This is a genomic window from Schaalia turicensis (assembly GCF_019380255.1).
Taxonomy (GTDB): domain Bacteria; phylum Actinomycetota; class Actinomycetes; order Actinomycetales; family Actinomycetaceae; genus Pauljensenia; species Pauljensenia turicensis_A.
This window is the reverse complement of the sequence record NZ_CP048928.1, coordinates 973,175-990,135: the sequence shown is the minus strand read 5'-3', so window position 1 is coordinate 990,135 and position 16,961 is coordinate 973,175. Positions and strand designations below refer to the sequence as shown.

Below are 16,961 nucleotides of genomic sequence, written 5' to 3'. Positions count from 1 at the left end.
GCTTATAGGTATGACTTATGTCCTTGAATGTGTGGATGCAACTGTAAGCAAACGTGGAACTGCGATTCTTGATTCGGTGTCTTTTAGCACCGAGCAAGGCCAGCATTGGGTGATTCTTGGCCCGAATGGCGCGGGTAAGACAACTCTTATCCGAGCGCTAGCCGGTCGTGAAGCATTGGCGCAGGGCACCGTGAAACTTGATGGCGAAGACATTTTTGCTCTCGACCGTCAAGAACTTGCTTCCCGCGTTGCACTTGTTTCGAAGTCGCTTGCCCCCTCCATTCGTGCACACCAAACTGTTCGCGACCTTGTTCGCACGGCAGCGTGGGGTATCGCAATTCATCGCGACGAAGAATACGAAGCTCAAGATGATGCGCGTTGCGACAATCTGCTTGTTGCTTTCGGTATTGATCATTTGGCGGATCGTCAGTTTGGAACTCTCTCTGAGGGCGAAGCGCAACGTGTGTTGCTTGCTCGAAGCCTGATGACAGACCCGGAGGTCCTGATTCTTGATGAGCCCACCGCTGGCTTGGATCTTGGCGCCCGCGAACTATTGATCGGAGCTCTTGAAGAGATCATTTCCGGTCCGCATGCTCCGCAGGTCATTTTGGTTACACACCAGGTGGAAGAAATTCCCAGCGGAATGACGCACGCGGTCTTGATGGACGGAGCAAAGGTCGTCCAGTCGGGTGTCATTGATTCCGTCATCACCGGAGTGAATCTGTCAGCGACGTATTGTCTGCCTCTGAGCGCCGGTAACGACAACGGACGCTGGTGGGCTCGCGCCGTCAGGTAAGTCTCTTCATAGGTATCACCGTGGACACGTCGGACAAAGGGGAGTGTGTATGACGCACGCTTTGTGGTGGGTGATTGTTGCCATCGTTCTTGGACTGATTGAGATGGCAACGGTTGACCTTGTGTTCCTCATGCTTGCCATCGGTGGTTTAGCAGCGGCGTTAACCTCTCTTGTTGTCCCTGGGCTCTGGCCCGAAGTCGGCGTTTTTGTGGTCTGCTCGCTGGTCTTTCTTTGTGCGCTTCGTCCGTGGCTGAAAATGCGTATGCTCTGGTCGCAAACGAACGTGAAAACCAATGTGCACGCCTTGATTGGGCGACAGGTCGATGTGATTGAAACCGTGAACGCCAGCAGTGGTCGCGTGAAACTTGATGGCGAAGTCTGGTCTGCCCGCACAATCGACGAGAAGCCCCTTCTTGTGGGCGAGCATGCGTATGTGTGCGAGATCGACGGTGCTACGGCGGTTGTTACGTCCGTCGAGAACCGTAGTAAAACATTCGAAGAACAGAAAGGGTGAGTGCCGCCGTGGACATGAGTATTGGTCCCTTCGTTGCTGGGCTCCTGTTGATCCTTGTTGTGGTCATCCTTGCCAAGAGCGTCCAGATTGTTCCCCAGCCTCGCGCGTTGGTGATCGAGCGCCTCGGTCGTTTTCACACGGTGATGTACGGTGGTTTGCATGTGCTGATTCCGTTCTTTGACCGTATTGCAGCGCGCGTTGACTTGCGTGAACAGGTCACCAGCTTCCCTCCACAGCCGGTGATTACCGCCGATAACGTCGTGGTTTCCATCGACTCGGTGATTTACTACCAGGTCACGGATCCAATGCACGCGACCTACGAGATTGCGAACTTCATTCAGGCAATCGAACAGCTGACGGTGACGACGCTCCGTAATGTCATTGGCTCGCTCGACCTCGAGCAGACGCTGACGAGTCGCGACTCGATCAACACTCAGCTTCGTGGTGTTCTTGATGAAGCAACGGGACGCTGGGGTATCCGCGTGAATCGCGTTGAGTTGAAGGCAATTGATCCGCCACCGTCGATTCAGCAGGCCATGGAACAGCAGTTGCGAGCCGAACGTGATAAGCGTGCAGCGATTCTGACTGCTGAAGGTGTCCGTCAGTCGCAGATCCTTCAGGCTGAGGGTGAAAAGCAGTCCGCCATCTTGAAGGCTGAAGGACAAGCTCAGGCGGCTGTCACTCGCGCCCGCGGTCAAGCAGAAGCTATCGGTACCGTCTTCCAGTCGATCCACGAGGGCAATCCAACGCCTGATCTGCTGAGCTACCAGTACTTGCAGATGCTTCCGGAACTTGCCAAGGGGGATTCGTCGAAGGTGTGGGTTGTTCCCACCGAACTGACGGCTGCTCTGGATTCCATTGCGAAGGGTTTTAACCCGAACAAGTAAAACTGTCCGGTGTGGACGACGTGTTCTTGACCATCCCCCTCACCATCGCCCCCGATTGAAAGAAGAGACTCGTGGACTCCATCCAGGAAAAGGTTCTGCGCGAGGTTGCTGCCCGCGACATTCGCTTTATTCGCCTGTGGTTTACAGATGTCGCTGGTGTCTTGAAGTCTGTAGCAATTGACCCGGGCGAGTTGGAAGATGCCTTCGCTGAAGGTATCGGTTTCGACGGTTCTGTGATTGAAGGCATGACCCGCGTGCACGAGTCCGACATGTTGTTGCGTCCGGATGCTTCGACATTCCAGATGTTGCCGTGGCGAGGGGAAGAAGATCCCGTTGCTCGAATGTTCTGCGACGTGTTGACCCCCGATGGTCAGGCTGCACGTAGTGACCCTCGCGGCGTGTTGGAACGCGTTGTTGAACGAGCCCAAGAGCGCGGCTTCACTGTGATGGTTCACCCTGAGATTGAGTTCTATCTGCTCCAACAGCCGATCAGTGTCGACAACTTGAAGCCTGTTGATTCTGCGGGTTATTTCGATCATGTTGCGCGTGGGCATTCGAATGATTTCCGTCGTCGCGCGGTTCGTATGCTCGAAGATATGGGCATTGCGGTCGAGTTCTCTCACCACGAAGGTGGCCCCGGTCAAAACGAAATCGACCTGCGTGCAGTCGATGCGGTGAGTGCTGCCGACAACATCATGACCGCTCGAACCGTCATCGAAGAGGTCGCGTTGCGCGAGAACCTTGCCGCACTGTTTATGCCCAAGCCCTTTATTGACCATCCGGGTTCGGGTATGCATACGCACCTTTCACTGCTCGAAGGTGAAGAAAATGCCTTCTACGATCCGTCAGGTGACTATCAGCTGTCACGCACGGGGCGCCACTTCATTGCGGGGCTCTTGGAACATGCTCGCGAGATCGCTGCTGTCACCAATCAGCACGTGAACTCCTATAAGCGCCTCTGGGGTGGGGGCGAGGCTCCGTCTTACGTGTGCTGGGGTCATAACAATCGCTCCGCGTTGATTCGAGTCCCGCTGTACAAGCCTGAAAAGCGTACGGCAGCACGCATTGAGTACCGTGCCTTGGATCCGGCTGCGAACCCGTATCTTGCACTCGCCGTTCTGATCACTGCAGGTCTTGACGGCATTGAACGTCGCCTCGAACTTGTCCCCGAAGCTGAGGACAATGTTTGGGATCTGACGGATCGCGAACGTCAAGTGATGGGGATCGAGGCTCTGCCGACGTCATTGGCTTCCGCGGTTCGTTTGATGCGCGAATCTGACTTGGTTGCCGGTGCTCTTGGTGAAGAGGTCTTCGACTACGTTGTGCGCAACAAGGAAAAGGAATGGCGTGAGTACCGCCAGCAGGTGACGCCTCAGGAGATTCGCCAGTTCCTCAAGGTCTACTGATGGAGGTTGTCCCGAAGGACCTCCGCGGTAGCGGTTTCTTGGATCCGGTGCGAGCAGCGTCATTTTTGGCTGACCTACCCGGCGAGCTAGGCGAGTGGCTACCGCTGTTCAACGCCTGCGCCGATCCAGATTCCGCGCTGGTAACCTGCCTGCGTTTTCACGAGGCCGCCCCTACTCAATTAGCCACAATCGCTGAACGCGGGGGCAATGGGCTTCGGCGCTTGGTCGCGGTTTTTGGTGCATCTTCCTGGTGGGGCGACTACCTGATTGCTGACCCTTCACGCATTGATGGCTTGCTTGTTGAACCCGATGAACCGTTGACGGAGCTCCTTCACGCAGTGGGGGCTGATCCAGCGTCGCAGATGCCCGTTGCGGGTCCCGGCTACAACGGCGACGATGTGCGTCGTGCGTATCGCAGAGTTTTGTTGGACCTCGTTGCTGACGATGCTACGCACCCGAACCCGCCCGATTATATGCCGGAAGTCGGTGTGCGCCTTGCGGTGCTTGCTGACGCTGCACTCGAAGCTGCCCTCGCACTGGCACGACGAGATATTGATCCGCAGGGTAATGCTCGTCTTTCGATTATTGCGATGGGAAAAACAGGCGCTCAAGAACTTAACTACATTTCCGACGTTGACGTGATGTACGTTGTTGCCCCGGCTGAGGGTGTTGATGAGCGTAGTGCCATCGAACTGGGTACGCGCATGGCAGCGCTTTCGGCTCAGGTATGTTCGGGGCCGGGTAATGAACAGCCACTCTGGAGCGTGGATGCGAATCTGCGTCCCGAAGGGCGTCATGGCGCGCTTGTGCGAACACTTGACTCGTTCACACAGTATTGGGATAAGTGGGCTGAAACGTGGGAGTTCCAGGCTCTTCTTAAAGCTCGCCCGGCAGCTGGCGATATGGAGCTTGGTCAGGCCTTTTTCCGTGTTGCTTCTCCGTACATTTGGAATGCTACGGGGCGTGATGGCTTTGTTGAAAATGCTCGAGCAATGCGACGTCGCGTTGAAAACACGATTCCCCGTCGTGAAGCTGACCGTGAACTGAAGCTCGGGCGAGGTGGCCTGCGTGATGTCGAGTTCACCGTGCAGCTGTTGCAACTGGTCCACGGTCGTACCGATGATTCGCTTCACGCCAGATCAACGTTGGATGCGCTGTCTCGCCTTAGCGACGGTGGTTATGTGGCGCGTAGCGATGCTCAAGAATTGCGTGAATGCTACTGCTTCCTGCGTGCTGTTGAACACCGTATTCAGCTTCAACGCATGCGTCGCACCCACCTGATCCCTACGTCAGCGAACGAACTTCGAGCGGTGGGCAGGGGAGTTGATCTTGAGCATTGTGGTAGTTCCGAGGCTCTGGCGAAGGAACTGAAACGCATTCGAGATCGTGTTCGAATGCTCCATGAGGACGTGTTCTATCGTCCGATTGTTCAGGCAACTGCGGGCCTTAGCCCAGATGAAGCTACGTTGGACTCCGATGGTGCTCAGGCTCGTCTTCAAGCCATCGGCTATCGCGATCCCCGAGGAGCTCTTGCCCACATCACGGCCCTCTCGCAGGGCACAAGCAGGCGTGCGAAGATCCAGCGTCATCTTCTGCCCGTTTTTATTTCGTGGCTTTCCAACGGTGCAGATCCAGACCTTGGCTTGCTGAACTTTAGAGCTCTATCGGAGCAAATCGGTGATTCTCACTGGTATTTGGCTCTCCTGCGTGATTCCGGAGTTGCCGCATCCAGGCTCTGCGAGATGCTGCCGAACTCGAAGTGGATCGCTGAGGCTCTGTCACATCGCCCCGAAGCAGTCGCCTGGCTGGATCTTGATAAAGACCTCGCCCCTCGTGAAGCTGAGGTTTTGAAAGTCGAGGCGGCCTCGTTGATTGACCGCCACGCAGATTCGGATAAGGCCGCATATCGCGTGCGAGCCATGCGTTCGCGTGAACTTACTCGTGCTGCGATGAGCGATTTGGTGACTGGAATCGGAGCCAGGCGGCAGACAATCTCCGATGCTACGGACGCAGCAGTTGTCGGCGCATTAGCGATTGCAACACGCGAAGAAGAACTCAAGAACGGTCACCGCGTCGACGTTGGGTTCGTGGCGATGGGACGTTACGGTGGGCGTGAATCAAACTATGCCTCCGACGCTGATGTCATGGCTTTTCATCGCGCGACCAATGGCGTGAGCGAGAGCGACGCTGTGAACGCTGCAACGACAATCATCAACCGCGTGAAAGCATTGCTGGGGACGGTCACAGCGCAGATGAGTGTCAGCGTTGACCTAGACCTACGTCCAGAAGGACGCAACGGACCGATGTCCAGAACCGTCGAATCGTACGCGGAGTATTACGACAAGTGGGCATCGACCTGGGAACGCCAAGCGCTCCTTCGGGCGCGCGTATTCGCCGGCCCCGATGATCTGATGCGTTCGATGGGGGAGTTAATCGACCGCGTGCGCTATGGCAGCGCGATTGACGAGGCCCAGATCAGAGACATTCGTCTGCTCAAAGCAAGAATGGAAAGCGAACGCCTGCCTCGTGGCATCGAACCCACGCGTCACGTGAAATTGGGGCCGGGTGGCCTGTCAGACGTCGAATGGATTGTTCAGCTTCTTCAGCTGAAACATGCTCATGCCGATGACTCTTTACGCACCTCGTCAACGATTGATGCTCTGCGCGCATTAACTCGTTCGGGATGGATTGCTCCTCATGATGCGAAGACGTTGGAAAATGCGTGGAGCCTCGCATCACAAATCCGGGCGGCGAACGTGCTGACAACCGGGCGAATGTCGGGAGTTAAACTCGATACCGTTCCCAGAGACTCGAAGGACCTTATCCCGCTGGCACGCGTTCTTGGATATGGTGCGGCAAGCGAGTGTGAGCTGGAAGAAGAATGGCTTCGTCGATCGCGCAAAGCACGCGCATTGATGGATACCTACTTCTGGAACTGAATACTGCCTTGCACACCAAGGCACGAAGAAGAAACGGAAACACAGTTGTGAAAATCGTCCTCGTGCGTCACGGACAGACCTACGCCAATGAAGCGCACGCTCTTGACACCTCTAGGCCTGGACTACCGCTAACCGCCGATGGGTTGGCTCAAGCCACCGATCTTGCTTCGCGCTGGGAATCTGAAGTCGGGCAGGCTCCAACAGTGGTTGCTGTTTCACCTCTTTTTCGCACTCGCCAAACCTGCGCACCCCTATGCGCTAAGTATGCCCTGACTCCGCTGGTGAGACCAGGAATTCGTGAATTACGCTCAGGTGACGTTGAGATGAACGCTGACCCGTTCTCAGACTCCGTTTACGTTGAAGGAACGGGAAACTGGTCGCACGGTGCAACTCACATTCGTATGTCTGGCGCTGAAACGGGGGAGGACGCGCTTGCCCGTGCGTTGCCCGTTATCGCCGAAGTGGCTGGCCTCGTACTTGAGGAAGATCCGGACGGCGTGGGTGTGATCGTCGCTCATGGAGCCCTACTGCGCCTGCTGGCATCGACGCTTGCGCACAACATCTCCGGCACTCTTGTGATGACTCACTTCATGTCGAATACGGGAACCGTCATCTTGCAGTGGCCCACCGAACGATTCGGCACCTCCGTTCCTCACAACCCCGACGATCTGCGAGGTGCCTTCACTGGTCTGACGTGGAATAACCGTCCAGTTGATCAGTGGGATCTAGAGGATTGATCTCAAAGGGAAAACCCCGGTATCGCATGTAATCGGACAGAAATTCGCGGTGTTCATTGCATGACAGCCACGTCTTGGAATCCGCCCACGGGATTTTCGGGTTTGACCAGGTGATGATCCACACCGCCTGCGCATTACACTCGCGTGCCTGACACACACCGTCAGCGCGGCCTCGTCCCAATGCCATTGAACCTCCTCGATCCCTCACACTGTAATCTTTTCGCATGAGTCAATGCACGCTGATCCTTGTTCGCCACTCTGACCCGGAGTATTTCGCGCTGTCGGATCACTCGCGACCGTTGACCGATCTTGGTCTCCGTCGGGCGCACGAGCTTGGCATCAAACTGCAAGCCGAAGTTGGAGACATCGAACTAGGGGTCAGTTCAACAGCAGTGCGCGCATGGCAGACCTTCGACGAGATCGCGAAGAACCTGCCAATGAGGACCACGTACAAGGATCGTTCAATCTACGATGCAGGGGCAGAGTCACTCATCGAAACGATTAACTCCCTGCCTGGAGAATCCGCACTGATTGTCGGACATCAGCCAACAATCGGCCATGTTGGATACCTGATCGGAGACGATAGTGCGAAAGCCGATCTTGGCACTGGCGTCGGTAAAGCGACTGCTCTGATCATTCAAAGCGAAGGAAGTTTCGCTGATTTTCGTCCCGGCGCGAACCTGCCAGTACGGATTGTCACCGTCCCACGCGTGCTGTAATCGCAGAGTTCAAGGCTGACGGGCATTGGCATCGAACGTTTACTGTGTCCCATAGCCCACCTTTGAAGACGCTGACCTTTTACTAATCCCGCTAAGATATACGGGTACGCAATCCACCCTTCAAGGGAGCAGTAATGTCGGGACACTCTAAATGGGCGACCACCAAGCACAAGAAGGCCGCCATTGACGCGAAGCGCGGAAAGCTCTTCGCTCGTCTGATCAAGAATATTGAAGTTGCAGCACGCACCGGCGGCGGCGATCCCGCAGGTAACCCGACCCTGTATGACGCCATCCAGAAGGCAAAGAAGAATTCCGTTCCCGCTGACAACATCGATCGTGCTGTCAAGCGTGGCTCCGGTGCAGAAGCCGGTGGCGCGAACTACGAAACCATCATGTACGAAGGCTACGGCCCGAACGGCGTTGCATTCCTCGTCGAATGTCTGACCGACAACCGTAACCGTGCAGCTTCCGACGTCCGCCTTGGCTTTACCCGTCAGGGAGGCTCGCTGGCGGACCCGGGTTCGGTTTCCTACCTCTTCTCCCGTCGTGGCATTGTCGAGGTGGGCGCAGCAGACGGCGTTGACGAGGACACGATCATGGAAGCCGTTCTGGATGCGGGTGCTGAAGAAGTGACCGACACCGGTGATGGATTCGTCATCGAATCCGCAGCCTCCGATGTTGTCGAGGTCCGTAAGGCGCTCCAGTCAGCAGGTATCGATTACGATTCCGCTGAAGTTCAATTCGTCGCATCGACCGACGTTGAGGTCGACTTTGAAGGCGCACTGAAGGTTCAGAAACTGATCGACGCTCTGGAAGAATCTGACGACGTTCAGAACATCTACAACAACATGACGTACTCGGATGAGGTCCGCGCGCAGCTGGAAGAAGGGGAGTGACGATGGCTGAGTTCACGTCGACTCGCGAAGTTGGTACCCCGCAGGTTAAGCGCGGTATGGCTCAGATGCTCAAGGGTGGCGTCATCATGGACGTCGTTACTCCAGAGCAAGCAAAGATCGCCGAAGATGCGGGCGCAGTTGCCGTCATGGCGCTCGAGCGCGTTCCTGCGGACATTCGCGCACAGGGTGGCGTTGCCCGTATGTCTGACCCGGATCTGATCGATGGCATCATCAACGCTGTCTCCATCCCGGTCATGGCAAAGGCTCGCATCGGCCATTTCGTTGAAGCTCAGGTTCTGCAGTCCCTCGGCGTCGACTACATCGACGAATCTGAGGTTCTCACCCCGGCCGATTACACCAACCACATCGACAAGTGGAACTTCACCGTTCCCTTTGTCTGCGGTGCAACCAACCTGGGTGAGGCACTCCGTCGCATCACCGAAGGTGCAGCAATGATTCGCTCCAAGGGTGAAGCTGGTACCGGCGACGTTTCCAACGCGACGACGCACATGCGTAAGATCCGCGACCAGATCCGTCACCTCACCTCGCTTCCCGAAGATGAGCTCTACGTTGCCGCCAAGGAACTCCAGGCTCCCTACGAGCTGGTCGCCGAGGTCGCTCGCGAAGGTAAGCTTCCTGTCGTTCTGTTCACCGCCGGTGGCATTGCTACCCCGGCGGACGCTGCAATGATGATGCAGCTCGGTGCTGAGGGTGTTTTCGTTGGATCCGGTATCTTCAAGTCCGGTGATCCGGCGAAGCGTGCAGCTGCCATCGTTAAGGCAACCACCTTCTACGATGATCCGTCCGTTATTGCTGAGGTTTCGCGTGGCCTTGGTGAAGCAATGGTCGGTATCAACGTTGACGACCTTCCGGTTTCTCACCGTCTTGCGGAGCGCGGATGGTGACGATCGGCGTTCTCGCCCTTCAGGGTGACGTTGACGAACATGTGCGGGCGCTAGAGAATTCTGGCGCCCGCGCCGTTAAGGTGCGTCGCCCCTGCGAATTGGCGAAAGTGGATGGTCTGATCATCCCCGGTGGTGAGTCAACGACCATGTCGAATCTGTTGGCCTCCTTCGACATGTTTGAACCTCTGAAAGACCGTCTTGATGCTGGACTTCCCGCGTGGGGCACATGCGCTGGCATGATCATGCTCTCGTCTACGATCCTTGATGGTCGCGATGATCAGAAGTGCTTCGCCACCCTCGACATGGTTGTTCGACGTAATGCCTTTGGGCGTCAGGTTGATTCCTACGAAGAAGACCTCGTGATTGACGGCATCGAAGGCGACGATTTCCGCGCTGTCTTTATCCGCGCACCGTGGGTTGAGTCCGTTGGCGACACCGTGTCTGTGATTGCGCGCGCCGGAAACGCTGAAGACGGTCCGATCGTGGCCGTACGTCAAGGTAACGTCATGGCAACCAGCTTCCACCCCGAGGTTGGTGGCGATGACCGCCTGCATGAACTGTTCGTTTCAATGGTGGAGAACCGCTGACCCATGCGAGTCATGGGAATTGACCCCGGCATTACACGATGCGGTTTGGGTGTTGTTGACGTTGATGAGTCAAGGCGTGCCGCGCTCGTGTATGTCGGGGTTGCTCGTTCCAACAAAGACATTGCGACGCATTTTAGGCTTCGGACGATTGCAGATGCGATTGATAGTGTGATCGCGCAGTATCAGCCTGAAGTTGTGGCGATTGAGCGAGTCTTCGCCCAAGACAACTTGCAGTCAGTGACGACGACGATGCAGGTCATGGGTGCTGCCATGACGTGCGTGGCGCGTGCTGGTCTGCCGATGGCGGTTCATACCCCGTCAGAAGTGAAGTCTGCTGTTTCTGGAAACGGCAATGCGGATAAAGCGCAGGTTCAGGCGATGGTGTCGCGTATTCTTCGCTTGTCGAAGCCTCCGAAGCCCGCGGATGCTGCAGATGCGCTTGCAATCGCAATTTGTCATGCGTGGCGGGGGACAGGTTTGCTGGGTGTTGGCGATGATTCGTCAGTTTCTGTTTCTATCTCTGGTCGCTTGACTTCCAAGGGGTCAATGACACCCGCGCAACGTGCGTGGGCGGAAGCTCAAGCTGCGCAACGCCGGACAGGTGCTGTTGATCCGCGACTGCGTCGCAAGTAAAATAGAACAGGTGTTCGCATTGGGTGTGGGCGCTATCGATCCAATACAGGAGAACAATTGATCGCACAGTTGAGTGGAACAGTGGCCTCAGTTGGCTTGGATTCAATTGTCGTGGTTGTCTCCGGCGTTGGTTTCGATGTGAAGGTCGTGCCCACATACGCTCAGCAGGTGCGCGTCGGTGACGAGCTCACTGTTGCAACATCGCTTATTGTTCGCGAGGATTCCCTGACACTCATGGGCTTTGAAACGGCTGATCAGCGTGATGTATTCACCATCTTGCAGACCGTGTCCGGTATTGGACCTCGTATTGCCCTTGGTGCGCTTGGCGTTCTTAGCCCCGATGATCTTCGTCGTGCCGTTCGTGATCATGATCTTTCAACCCTGGGCAAGATCCCCGGTGTTGGAAAGAAATCAGCGCAACGCATGGTGTTGGAGCTAGGGGAGAAACTCGGTCAGCCCGCACATCTTGGAAAGGCGGGAACCGGAGCCACAGTCGCCATGGGCGCTGTCGAAGAAGATGTTGTGGCAGCGTTGGTTTCGATGGGATGGAAGCAATCCCAGGCACAAGCGGCAATCGATACGCTGGGTGGACAGGGCTTGGGGGCGTCTGATTTGCTCCGTGCCGCTTTGCTGAAGTTGGGAGGCTCTCGTGGCTGATTCTTTCGATTCTCCCGCAGAGGCAATGCGTATTGTTGCTCCTGATGCCGGTGAGCTTGAACGTGCTGCAGAAGCAGCTCTGCGTCCCAAGCGCCTCACTGAATTCGTCGGACAAGAAACTGTTCGTGAACAGCTTCAGCTTGTTCTCGATGCGGCACGTGGCCGTGGCGTGAGTCCCGACCATGTTCTTCTTGCCGGTCCTCCCGGGTTGGGTAAGACCACTTTGGCAATGATTATTGCTGCCGAAATGGGGACATCGCTCCGCCTGACCTCCGGTCCGGCAATCCAGCATTCGGGTGACCTTGCTGCGATCCTTTCAGGGCTTCAAGAAGGCGACATTCTTTTTATTGACGAAATCCACCGTCTTGCTCGCACCGCAGAAGAAATGCTGTATCTGGCAATGGAAGACTTCCGCGTCGACGTTGTCGTGGGTAAGGGGCCCGGCGCAACCTCGATTCCGCTGACGCTTCCGCCTTTTACCGTTGTCGGTGCGACTACGCGCACGGGCCTGCTACCGGCTCCTCTGCGTGACCGTTTCGGTTTTACCGCTCATCTTGAGTTCTACGAGACACACGAACTTGAAGCAGTCGTCACGCGTTCCGCTGACCTTCTTGGCGCCCCCTTGGACGCTCAGGCGGCTCACGAAATCGCCTCCCGTTCAAGAGGCACCCCGCGTATTGCCAATCGCCTTCTTCGTCGCGTTGTCGACTATGCCCAAGTACGTGGAAGCGGCGCTTTGGATCTTGAAGCTGCCCAGGGCGCACTCACCCTGTTCGAGGTTGATCGCTACGGTCTCGATCGTCTTGACAGAGCAGTACTCGACGCAGTCTGTCAGCGTTTTGCTGGGGGACCGGTTGGATTGACCACTCTTGCGGTCACGGTAGGTGAAGAAGCAGAGACGGTCGAAACCGTCGCTGAGCCCTACTTGGTTCGTGAAGGATTCCTTGTCAGAACCAACCGAGGACGTGCCGCCACGCCCAAAGCTTTCCAACATTTGGGGCTGACACCGCCCGCCGAATCTATGCTGTTTAGCTGAATCACAGTGTTATTCGCCTGATTTGAACGCCTTTTTCGCTAAGAGAGCCTTCTTCGCATTAGACTGACCAGGGTGCGCTCTACGCGCGTTCATGACTAGAAAGAGGCAATCCGTGGGTAACTTCCTCCAGGGCGGCAACATGACCTTTATCCTACTTGCGCTCATCCTGATCGCGATGATGTGGTACTCAAGCCGTGGTCGCAAGAAGATGGCTGAGCGTCAGGCTCAAATGGAACGAGATATGAACGAGAAACTCGTTCCCGGTGCTTGGGTGAAGACCGCTGTTGGATTCTGGGGTCGCTTTGTCGATCAGGACGGCGACATCGTCGTACTCGAGACGATTGATGGTACAGAGATGTACTGGGATCGTCAGATGATCCGTTCCGTTGGGGACGAACCGCCTTTCGCTTCAGATGAGCCCGCTGTCGAACTGGCCGAAGAAGAACCGCAAGAACCGATTCTTGGCCTTGATGATCCCGCTACGGATGATGCATCGACCGACGAAAAGAACTGAGTATCCCGAGCTAGGGACTGGGAGTAGTTAAAAGTGTCTACACGTAAACGCCGACCTGTGCGTTCACTTGTCACCCTCATTGTTGCAATGGTGGTGGCAGCGGCCGGACTGGTGATTGGCAACGTCACCAAGGGGACCTCGTTGGTTCCCTCGCTCGCCCTCGATCTTCAGGGTGGCACCCAACTGATCTTGACTCCGAAGTCGACCGAAGAAGGCGACCGAGCGATCACTGAAGACGACATCACGCAGGCGATTTCAATTATTCGTAATCGTATTGATGCCTCCGGTGTCGCCGAATCAGAGATCACTTCGATGGGCTCGGACAACATTGTTGTTTCAATTCCAGGTACGCCTTCACAGGAAACTCTCGACCTGATTCGTTCGTCCTCGCAGATGAACTTCCGACCTGTTCTCCGTATCGGTCTGGCTTCCCAGAAAGTTGCGACCTCCTCAACCGCCGAGGTTTCAGACAAAGATTCTGCACAGTCAGCTCAGTCTGCTGATGAAACTCAATCAGCGACAGGACAGGCCTCGGCTGATGGCGCCCAGTCAGCAGACGGTGCTCAGTCGGTTCAGCAGGTGTCGACCGCACTGGATGAAGAATCCGCGATGAAGGTCGCTGATCTGAATCAAGACGGTGTTCTCTCAGACCAGCCGAGTTCGACTCCTGCTAATGGAACGGATCTTGCATGGATCACAGAGCAGGTTCTCTACGACTTCTCCGTGCTTGACTGCACCAACTCCGAAGCTCGCCAGCAGACCGAAGGTGCTGCAGACAAGCCCTACGCTGCCTGCGATAGCGATGGTCAGCTGAAGTACATCCTTGGTCCGGTTTCGGTTGCCGGTTCGAACCTTTCGAACGCAACTGCCGGCCAAGTCACCAACTCGACCGGTCAGGCAACCGGTGCATGGGGTGTCGACCTGCAGTTCGATTCTGAAGGTACGAAGGCATTCGCGGATTCTTCCGAACTGCTCTACTCCTACAAGGATTCTGACGCCGAAGGAAAGAGCTTCTTCGACTCGCCGGATCGCAACCACTTTGCCGTTGTTCTTGACGGTTCGGTGATTACTGCTCCTTCAATGAATGCTGTCATCTCTGATGGTCGTGCTCAGATCACCGGTAACTTCACCGCAAAGTCAGCCACCGCGTTGGCAAACCAGCTCAGCTTCGGTTCGCTTCCTCTGAACTTTGAAGTTGAGTCCGAACAGCGTATTTCCGCCACACTGGGTTCTGATCACCTGCAGAAGGGCATGTTGGCGGGCGCCATCGGCTTCCTGCTGGTCATCCTGTACCTGATCTGGCAATACCGCGGTCTGGCGCTTATTTCTGCCGGTTCGCTATTTGTTGCAGCAGCACTCACCTACATCGTGATCGCGCTTCTGTCGGCGACGATGGGATATCGTTTGTCGCTCGCAGGCGTTGCAGGCTTGATTATGGCGGTCGGCGTCACCGCTGACTCGTTCATCGTCTACTTCGAACGCGTGCGTGACGAGGTCCGTGACGGTCGCCCGCTTGCTGCCGCAGTCGACGAGGGCTGGGATCGCGCTAAGCGCACGATCCTCGTCTCCGATGCCGTGAACCTGGTTGCAGCTATCGTCCTCTACCTGCTGGCAGTCGGTGGCGTGCAGGGCTTCGCGTTCACTCTCGGTGTGACAACCGTGATCGATATTGCTGTCATCTTCTTGTTCACTCACCCGATGATGGAACTGCTGATTCGTACCAAATTCTTCGGCGAGGGACATCGTCTTTCCGGTCTTGATCCCGAGCACCTCGGTGCAAAGAACTCGCTGATTTACGCCGGTCGTGGCCGTGTTGTTATGCCGAAGCAAAAGCAGGGCAAGGGTGCGACGGCTCAGTCTGTGACTGAAGGCAAAGGCATGAGCCTTGCTCAGCGTCGTCGCGCGCAGCGTCTTGCTGAAGCTAAAGCTGAAGCTGAAGCGCAAGTGGAAGAAGCTCGCGCATCTGCGGATAGTGAAGCGACGAAGGCTGAGGGTAGCGCAGTAGATGGTGAGGCTGCCGAGCAGAAAGGGGACGCGAAATGATGTCGTTCGCCCAGTGGGGTAATGCTCTGTACTCGGGGGATAAGTCCTACCCGGTTGTCCCCAAGCGCAAGGTTTTTGTTGGTCTTGCTGCAGCCTTGATTGGCGTTGCTTTTGTTCTTTCAGCAGCCATCGGCCTCAATGCTTCCATTGAGTTCACAGGCGGTGCGCAGTTTGATGTGACCCGAGTCAGCGATCAGTCTGAGGAAAAGGCCTCGGATATCGTGACTGGCACCGGAATTGTTTCCACCGCGAAGGTGACGAAGGTTGGTACGGATTCTGTTCGTATTCAGACTGAATCTGTTGATTCGCAGCAGGCGACGACGATTCGTGATGCGTTGACCAGCGCGTACGGTGTTGATCCGGCCGATGTTCAGTCGTCAACGATCGGCCCGTCCTGGGGTGCTTCGGTGACTTCGAAGGCTACTCAGTCGCTTGTCATCTTCATGTTGCTCGTCGCGATCTTGATGACCCTGTACTTCAGGTCATGGACTATGGCGCTGGCCGCTCTGCTGGCACTTGTCCACGATATTGCCCTCACGCTTGGTGTTTTCGTTATCACCCAGGTTGAGGTTTCGCCTGCAACGGTCATCGGCTTCCTGACGATTCTTGGTTACTCTCTGTACGACACGGTCGTTGTATTCGACAAGGTCCGTGAGTTGACGAAGGGCATCTACGACCAGAAGCGTTTCACTTTTGCCGAATATGTGAACTTAGCCGTCAACCAGACCATGGTTCGTTCGATTAACACGTCGGTTGTTGCATTGCTTCCGGTCGGTTCGATTCTGATTATCGGTGCTTTGCTTCTTGGTACCGGTACTCTGACCGATATTTCGCTGGCGCTGTTCGTCGGTATGATAGCCGGCACCTACTCGTCAATCTTCATTGCGTCCCCGCTTCTTGTTCTGCTTCAAGAGCGTTTGAAGAAGACGAAGGCGCACACGGAGTCGGTCGAAAAGGATCGTGCGCGTCATGTGGCTGTGGGTAAGGGTGACGAGGGTGCCTCCACTGTGAAGGTTGCTCCTGTTCGTCCGGGGCAGCGCCTTTCGAATGCTCACCAGCCGAAGAGGAAGAAAGAGCATCGATGAGTGGTGAACTTGGCGCGCATATCGGTGAACTTGTTGACTCGAATCTCGGTCTTGTTCAAGATTTCCCAGAGCCCGGTGTTCTGTTTCGCGATATCACTCCGCTGATTGCAAACGGTCCGGCGTTTAAAGAGCTCATTGAGATGCTCGCCGAGCGCTATAAGGGGAGTGTCGACGCAATTGCAGGTCTGGAGTCGCGTGGCTTCATTCTTGGAGCGCCACTTGCCGCTGAACTCGGTGTCGGTATGCTGACCATCCGTAAAGCAGGCAAGCTTCCCGGTCACGTTATCGGTGTCGACTATGACCTTGAATACGGTAGCGCTCGCATGGAGATCCGACCCGAGTCGGTGACTCCAGGGTCGCGTGTGCTGGTCATCGATGACGTTCTTGCAACAGGAGGCACTGCTGCTGCGTCGGTTGATCTGCTCCGTCAGTGCGGAGCACACGTGAGCACCGTTGCTGTTCTTCTGGAGCTTGAGGCTTTCGACGGGCGCGAAAAGCTTGCCGAACATGATGTCGTCACCGAATCAGCATTGGTAGTCTGACCTGCGGTTCCTCGTTTAGTTGCGGTCAAATATGTTTGACACGTCACAGGTGCGTATCATAGGAG

The 16,961-nt window shown here is 56.0% G+C and carries 17 protein-coding genes; all 17 read left to right on the top strand.

The features are described from left to right. Positions 1–10: 10 nt before the first annotated feature. The 17 genes from G5S47_RS04230 (at position 11) to G5S47_RS04150 (ending at position 16,896) form a co-directional block, all read left to right on the top strand. Positions 11–796, top strand: coding sequence for an ABC transporter ATP-binding protein (locus tag G5S47_RS04230; protein ID WP_006681118.1), 786 nt, complete (start codon positions 11–13; stop codon positions 794–796). Positions 797–845: 49 nt separating this feature from the next. Further along, complete coding sequence (locus G5S47_RS04225; protein WP_006681117.1) at positions 846–1,310, top strand: NfeD family protein; 465 nt, start codon at positions 846–848, stop codon at positions 1,308–1,310. Between the two features lie 14 nt (positions 1,311–1,324). Further along, complete coding sequence (locus G5S47_RS04220) at positions 1,325–2,197, top strand: SPFH domain-containing protein (RefSeq protein ID WP_040318606.1); 873 nt, start codon at positions 1,325–1,327, stop codon at positions 2,195–2,197. A gap of 71 nt (positions 2,198–2,268) precedes the next feature. Continuing rightward, positions 2,269–3,603, top strand: coding sequence for a glutamine synthetase family protein (locus tag G5S47_RS04215; RefSeq protein WP_103632571.1), 1,335 nt, complete (start codon positions 2,269–2,271; stop codon positions 3,601–3,603). Further along, positions 3,603–6,542, top strand: coding sequence for a bifunctional [glutamine synthetase] adenylyltransferase/[glutamine synthetase]-adenylyl-L-tyrosine phosphorylase (locus G5S47_RS04210; RefSeq protein WP_219585155.1), 2,940 nt, complete (start codon positions 3,603–3,605; stop codon positions 6,540–6,542). The genes G5S47_RS04215 and G5S47_RS04210 overlap by 1 nt, the downstream gene beginning before the upstream one ends. A gap of 47 nt (positions 6,543–6,589) precedes the next feature. Further along, positions 6,590–7,279 (top strand): histidine phosphatase family protein, encoded by a 690-nt coding sequence (locus tag G5S47_RS04205; RefSeq protein WP_103632573.1) that lies wholly within the window; start codon positions 6,590–6,592, stop codon positions 7,277–7,279. A gap of 224 nt (positions 7,280–7,503) precedes the next feature. Next, complete coding sequence (locus G5S47_RS04200; RefSeq protein WP_103632575.1) at positions 7,504–7,998, top strand: SixA phosphatase family protein; 495 nt, start codon at positions 7,504–7,506, stop codon at positions 7,996–7,998. A gap of 134 nt (positions 7,999–8,132) precedes the next feature. Beyond that, positions 8,133–8,894 carry a YebC/PmpR family DNA-binding transcriptional regulator gene (locus G5S47_RS04195; RefSeq protein WP_219585154.1) on the top strand — a complete coding sequence of 254 codons (762 nt, stop codon included), beginning with the start codon at positions 8,133–8,135 and terminating at the stop codon, positions 8,892–8,894. Positions 8,895–8,896: 2 nt separating this feature from the next. After that, positions 8,897–9,799: a pyridoxal 5'-phosphate synthase lyase subunit PdxS gene (gene pdxS / locus G5S47_RS04190; RefSeq protein WP_219585153.1), complete on the top strand. Its 903-nt coding sequence runs from the start codon at positions 8,897–8,899 to the stop codon at positions 9,797–9,799. Further along, a complete protein-coding gene (gene pdxT / locus G5S47_RS04185; protein ID WP_006681108.1) occupies positions 9,793–10,386 on the top strand; it encodes a pyridoxal 5'-phosphate synthase glutaminase subunit PdxT in 594 nt (197 codons plus the stop codon). The genes pdxS and pdxT overlap by 7 nt, the downstream gene beginning before the upstream one ends. 3 nt (positions 10,387–10,389) lie before the next feature. Next, positions 10,390–11,019: a crossover junction endodeoxyribonuclease RuvC gene (ruvC, locus tag G5S47_RS04180; protein WP_219585152.1), complete on the top strand. Its 630-nt coding sequence runs from the start codon at positions 10,390–10,392 to the stop codon at positions 11,017–11,019. A 57-nt stretch (positions 11,020–11,076) separates the two neighbouring features. Next, a complete protein-coding gene (ruvA, locus tag G5S47_RS04175; RefSeq protein ID WP_219585151.1) occupies positions 11,077–11,676 on the top strand; it encodes a Holliday junction branch migration protein RuvA in 600 nt (199 codons plus the stop codon). Positions 11,677–11,701: 25 nt separating this feature from the next. Further along, positions 11,702–12,712 (top strand): Holliday junction branch migration DNA helicase RuvB, encoded by a 1,011-nt coding sequence (ruvB, locus tag G5S47_RS04170; RefSeq protein WP_131367652.1) that lies wholly within the window; start codon positions 11,702–11,704, stop codon positions 12,710–12,712. 139 nt (positions 12,713–12,851) lie between these two features. Continuing rightward, the gene (gene yajC / locus G5S47_RS04165; protein WP_257878402.1) at positions 12,852–13,226 is read left to right on the top strand and encodes a preprotein translocase subunit YajC; all 375 of its coding nucleotides are present in this window, start codon (positions 12,852–12,854) and stop codon (positions 13,224–13,226) included. A gap of 33 nt (positions 13,227–13,259) precedes the next feature. Next, positions 13,260–15,269, top strand: coding sequence for a protein translocase subunit SecD (gene secD / locus G5S47_RS04160; protein ID WP_219585150.1), 2,010 nt, complete (start codon positions 13,260–13,262; stop codon positions 15,267–15,269). Then, a complete protein-coding gene (secF, locus tag G5S47_RS04155; protein ID WP_040318551.1) occupies positions 15,266–16,354 on the top strand; it encodes a protein translocase subunit SecF in 1,089 nt (362 codons plus the stop codon). The genes secD and secF overlap by 4 nt, the downstream gene beginning before the upstream one ends. Continuing rightward, positions 16,351–16,896 carry an adenine phosphoribosyltransferase gene (locus G5S47_RS04150; RefSeq protein WP_103632581.1) on the top strand — a complete coding sequence of 182 codons (546 nt, stop codon included), beginning with the start codon at positions 16,351–16,353 and terminating at the stop codon, positions 16,894–16,896. The genes secF and G5S47_RS04150 overlap by 4 nt, the downstream gene beginning before the upstream one ends. Positions 16,897–16,961: the final 65 nt, after the last annotated feature.

Bases quoted from the DNA above. Each gene is read 5' to 3' on its own strand.
- G5S47_RS04230 (WP_006681118.1), top strand. From the start codon at position 11: ATGACTTATGTCCTTGAATGTGTGGATGCAACTGTAAGCAAACGTGGA.
- G5S47_RS04225 (WP_006681117.1), top strand. From the start codon at position 846: ATGACGCACGCTTTGTGGTGGGTGATTGTTGCCATCGTTCTTGGACTG.
- G5S47_RS04220 (WP_040318606.1), top strand. From the start codon at position 1,325: ATGAGTATTGGTCCCTTCGTTGCTGGGCTCCTGTTGATCCTTGTTGTG.
- G5S47_RS04210 (WP_219585155.1), top strand. From the start codon at position 3,603: ATGGAGGTTGTCCCGAAGGACCTCCGCGGTAGCGGTTTCTTGGATCCG.
- G5S47_RS04200 (WP_103632575.1), top strand. From the start codon at position 7,504: ATGAGTCAATGCACGCTGATCCTTGTTCGCCACTCTGACCCGGAGTAT.
- G5S47_RS04195 (WP_219585154.1), top strand. From the start codon at position 8,133: ATGTCGGGACACTCTAAATGGGCGACCACCAAGCACAAGAAGGCCGCC.
- pdxS (WP_219585153.1), top strand. From the start codon at position 8,897: ATGGCTGAGTTCACGTCGACTCGCGAAGTTGGTACCCCGCAGGTTAAG.
- pdxT (WP_006681108.1), top strand. From the start codon at position 9,793: ATGGTGACGATCGGCGTTCTCGCCCTTCAGGGTGACGTTGACGAACAT.
- ruvC (WP_219585152.1), top strand. From the start codon at position 10,390: ATGCGAGTCATGGGAATTGACCCCGGCATTACACGATGCGGTTTGGGT.
- ruvB (WP_131367652.1), top strand. From the start codon at position 11,702: ATGCGTATTGTTGCTCCTGATGCCGGTGAGCTTGAACGTGCTGCAGAA.
- yajC (WP_257878402.1), top strand. From the start codon at position 12,852: ATGACCTTTATCCTACTTGCGCTCATCCTGATCGCGATGATGTGGTAC.
- secF (WP_040318551.1), top strand. From the start codon at position 15,266: ATGATGTCGTTCGCCCAGTGGGGTAATGCTCTGTACTCGGGGGATAAG.
- G5S47_RS04150 (WP_103632581.1), top strand. From the start codon at position 16,351: ATGAGTGGTGAACTTGGCGCGCATATCGGTGAACTTGTTGACTCGAAT.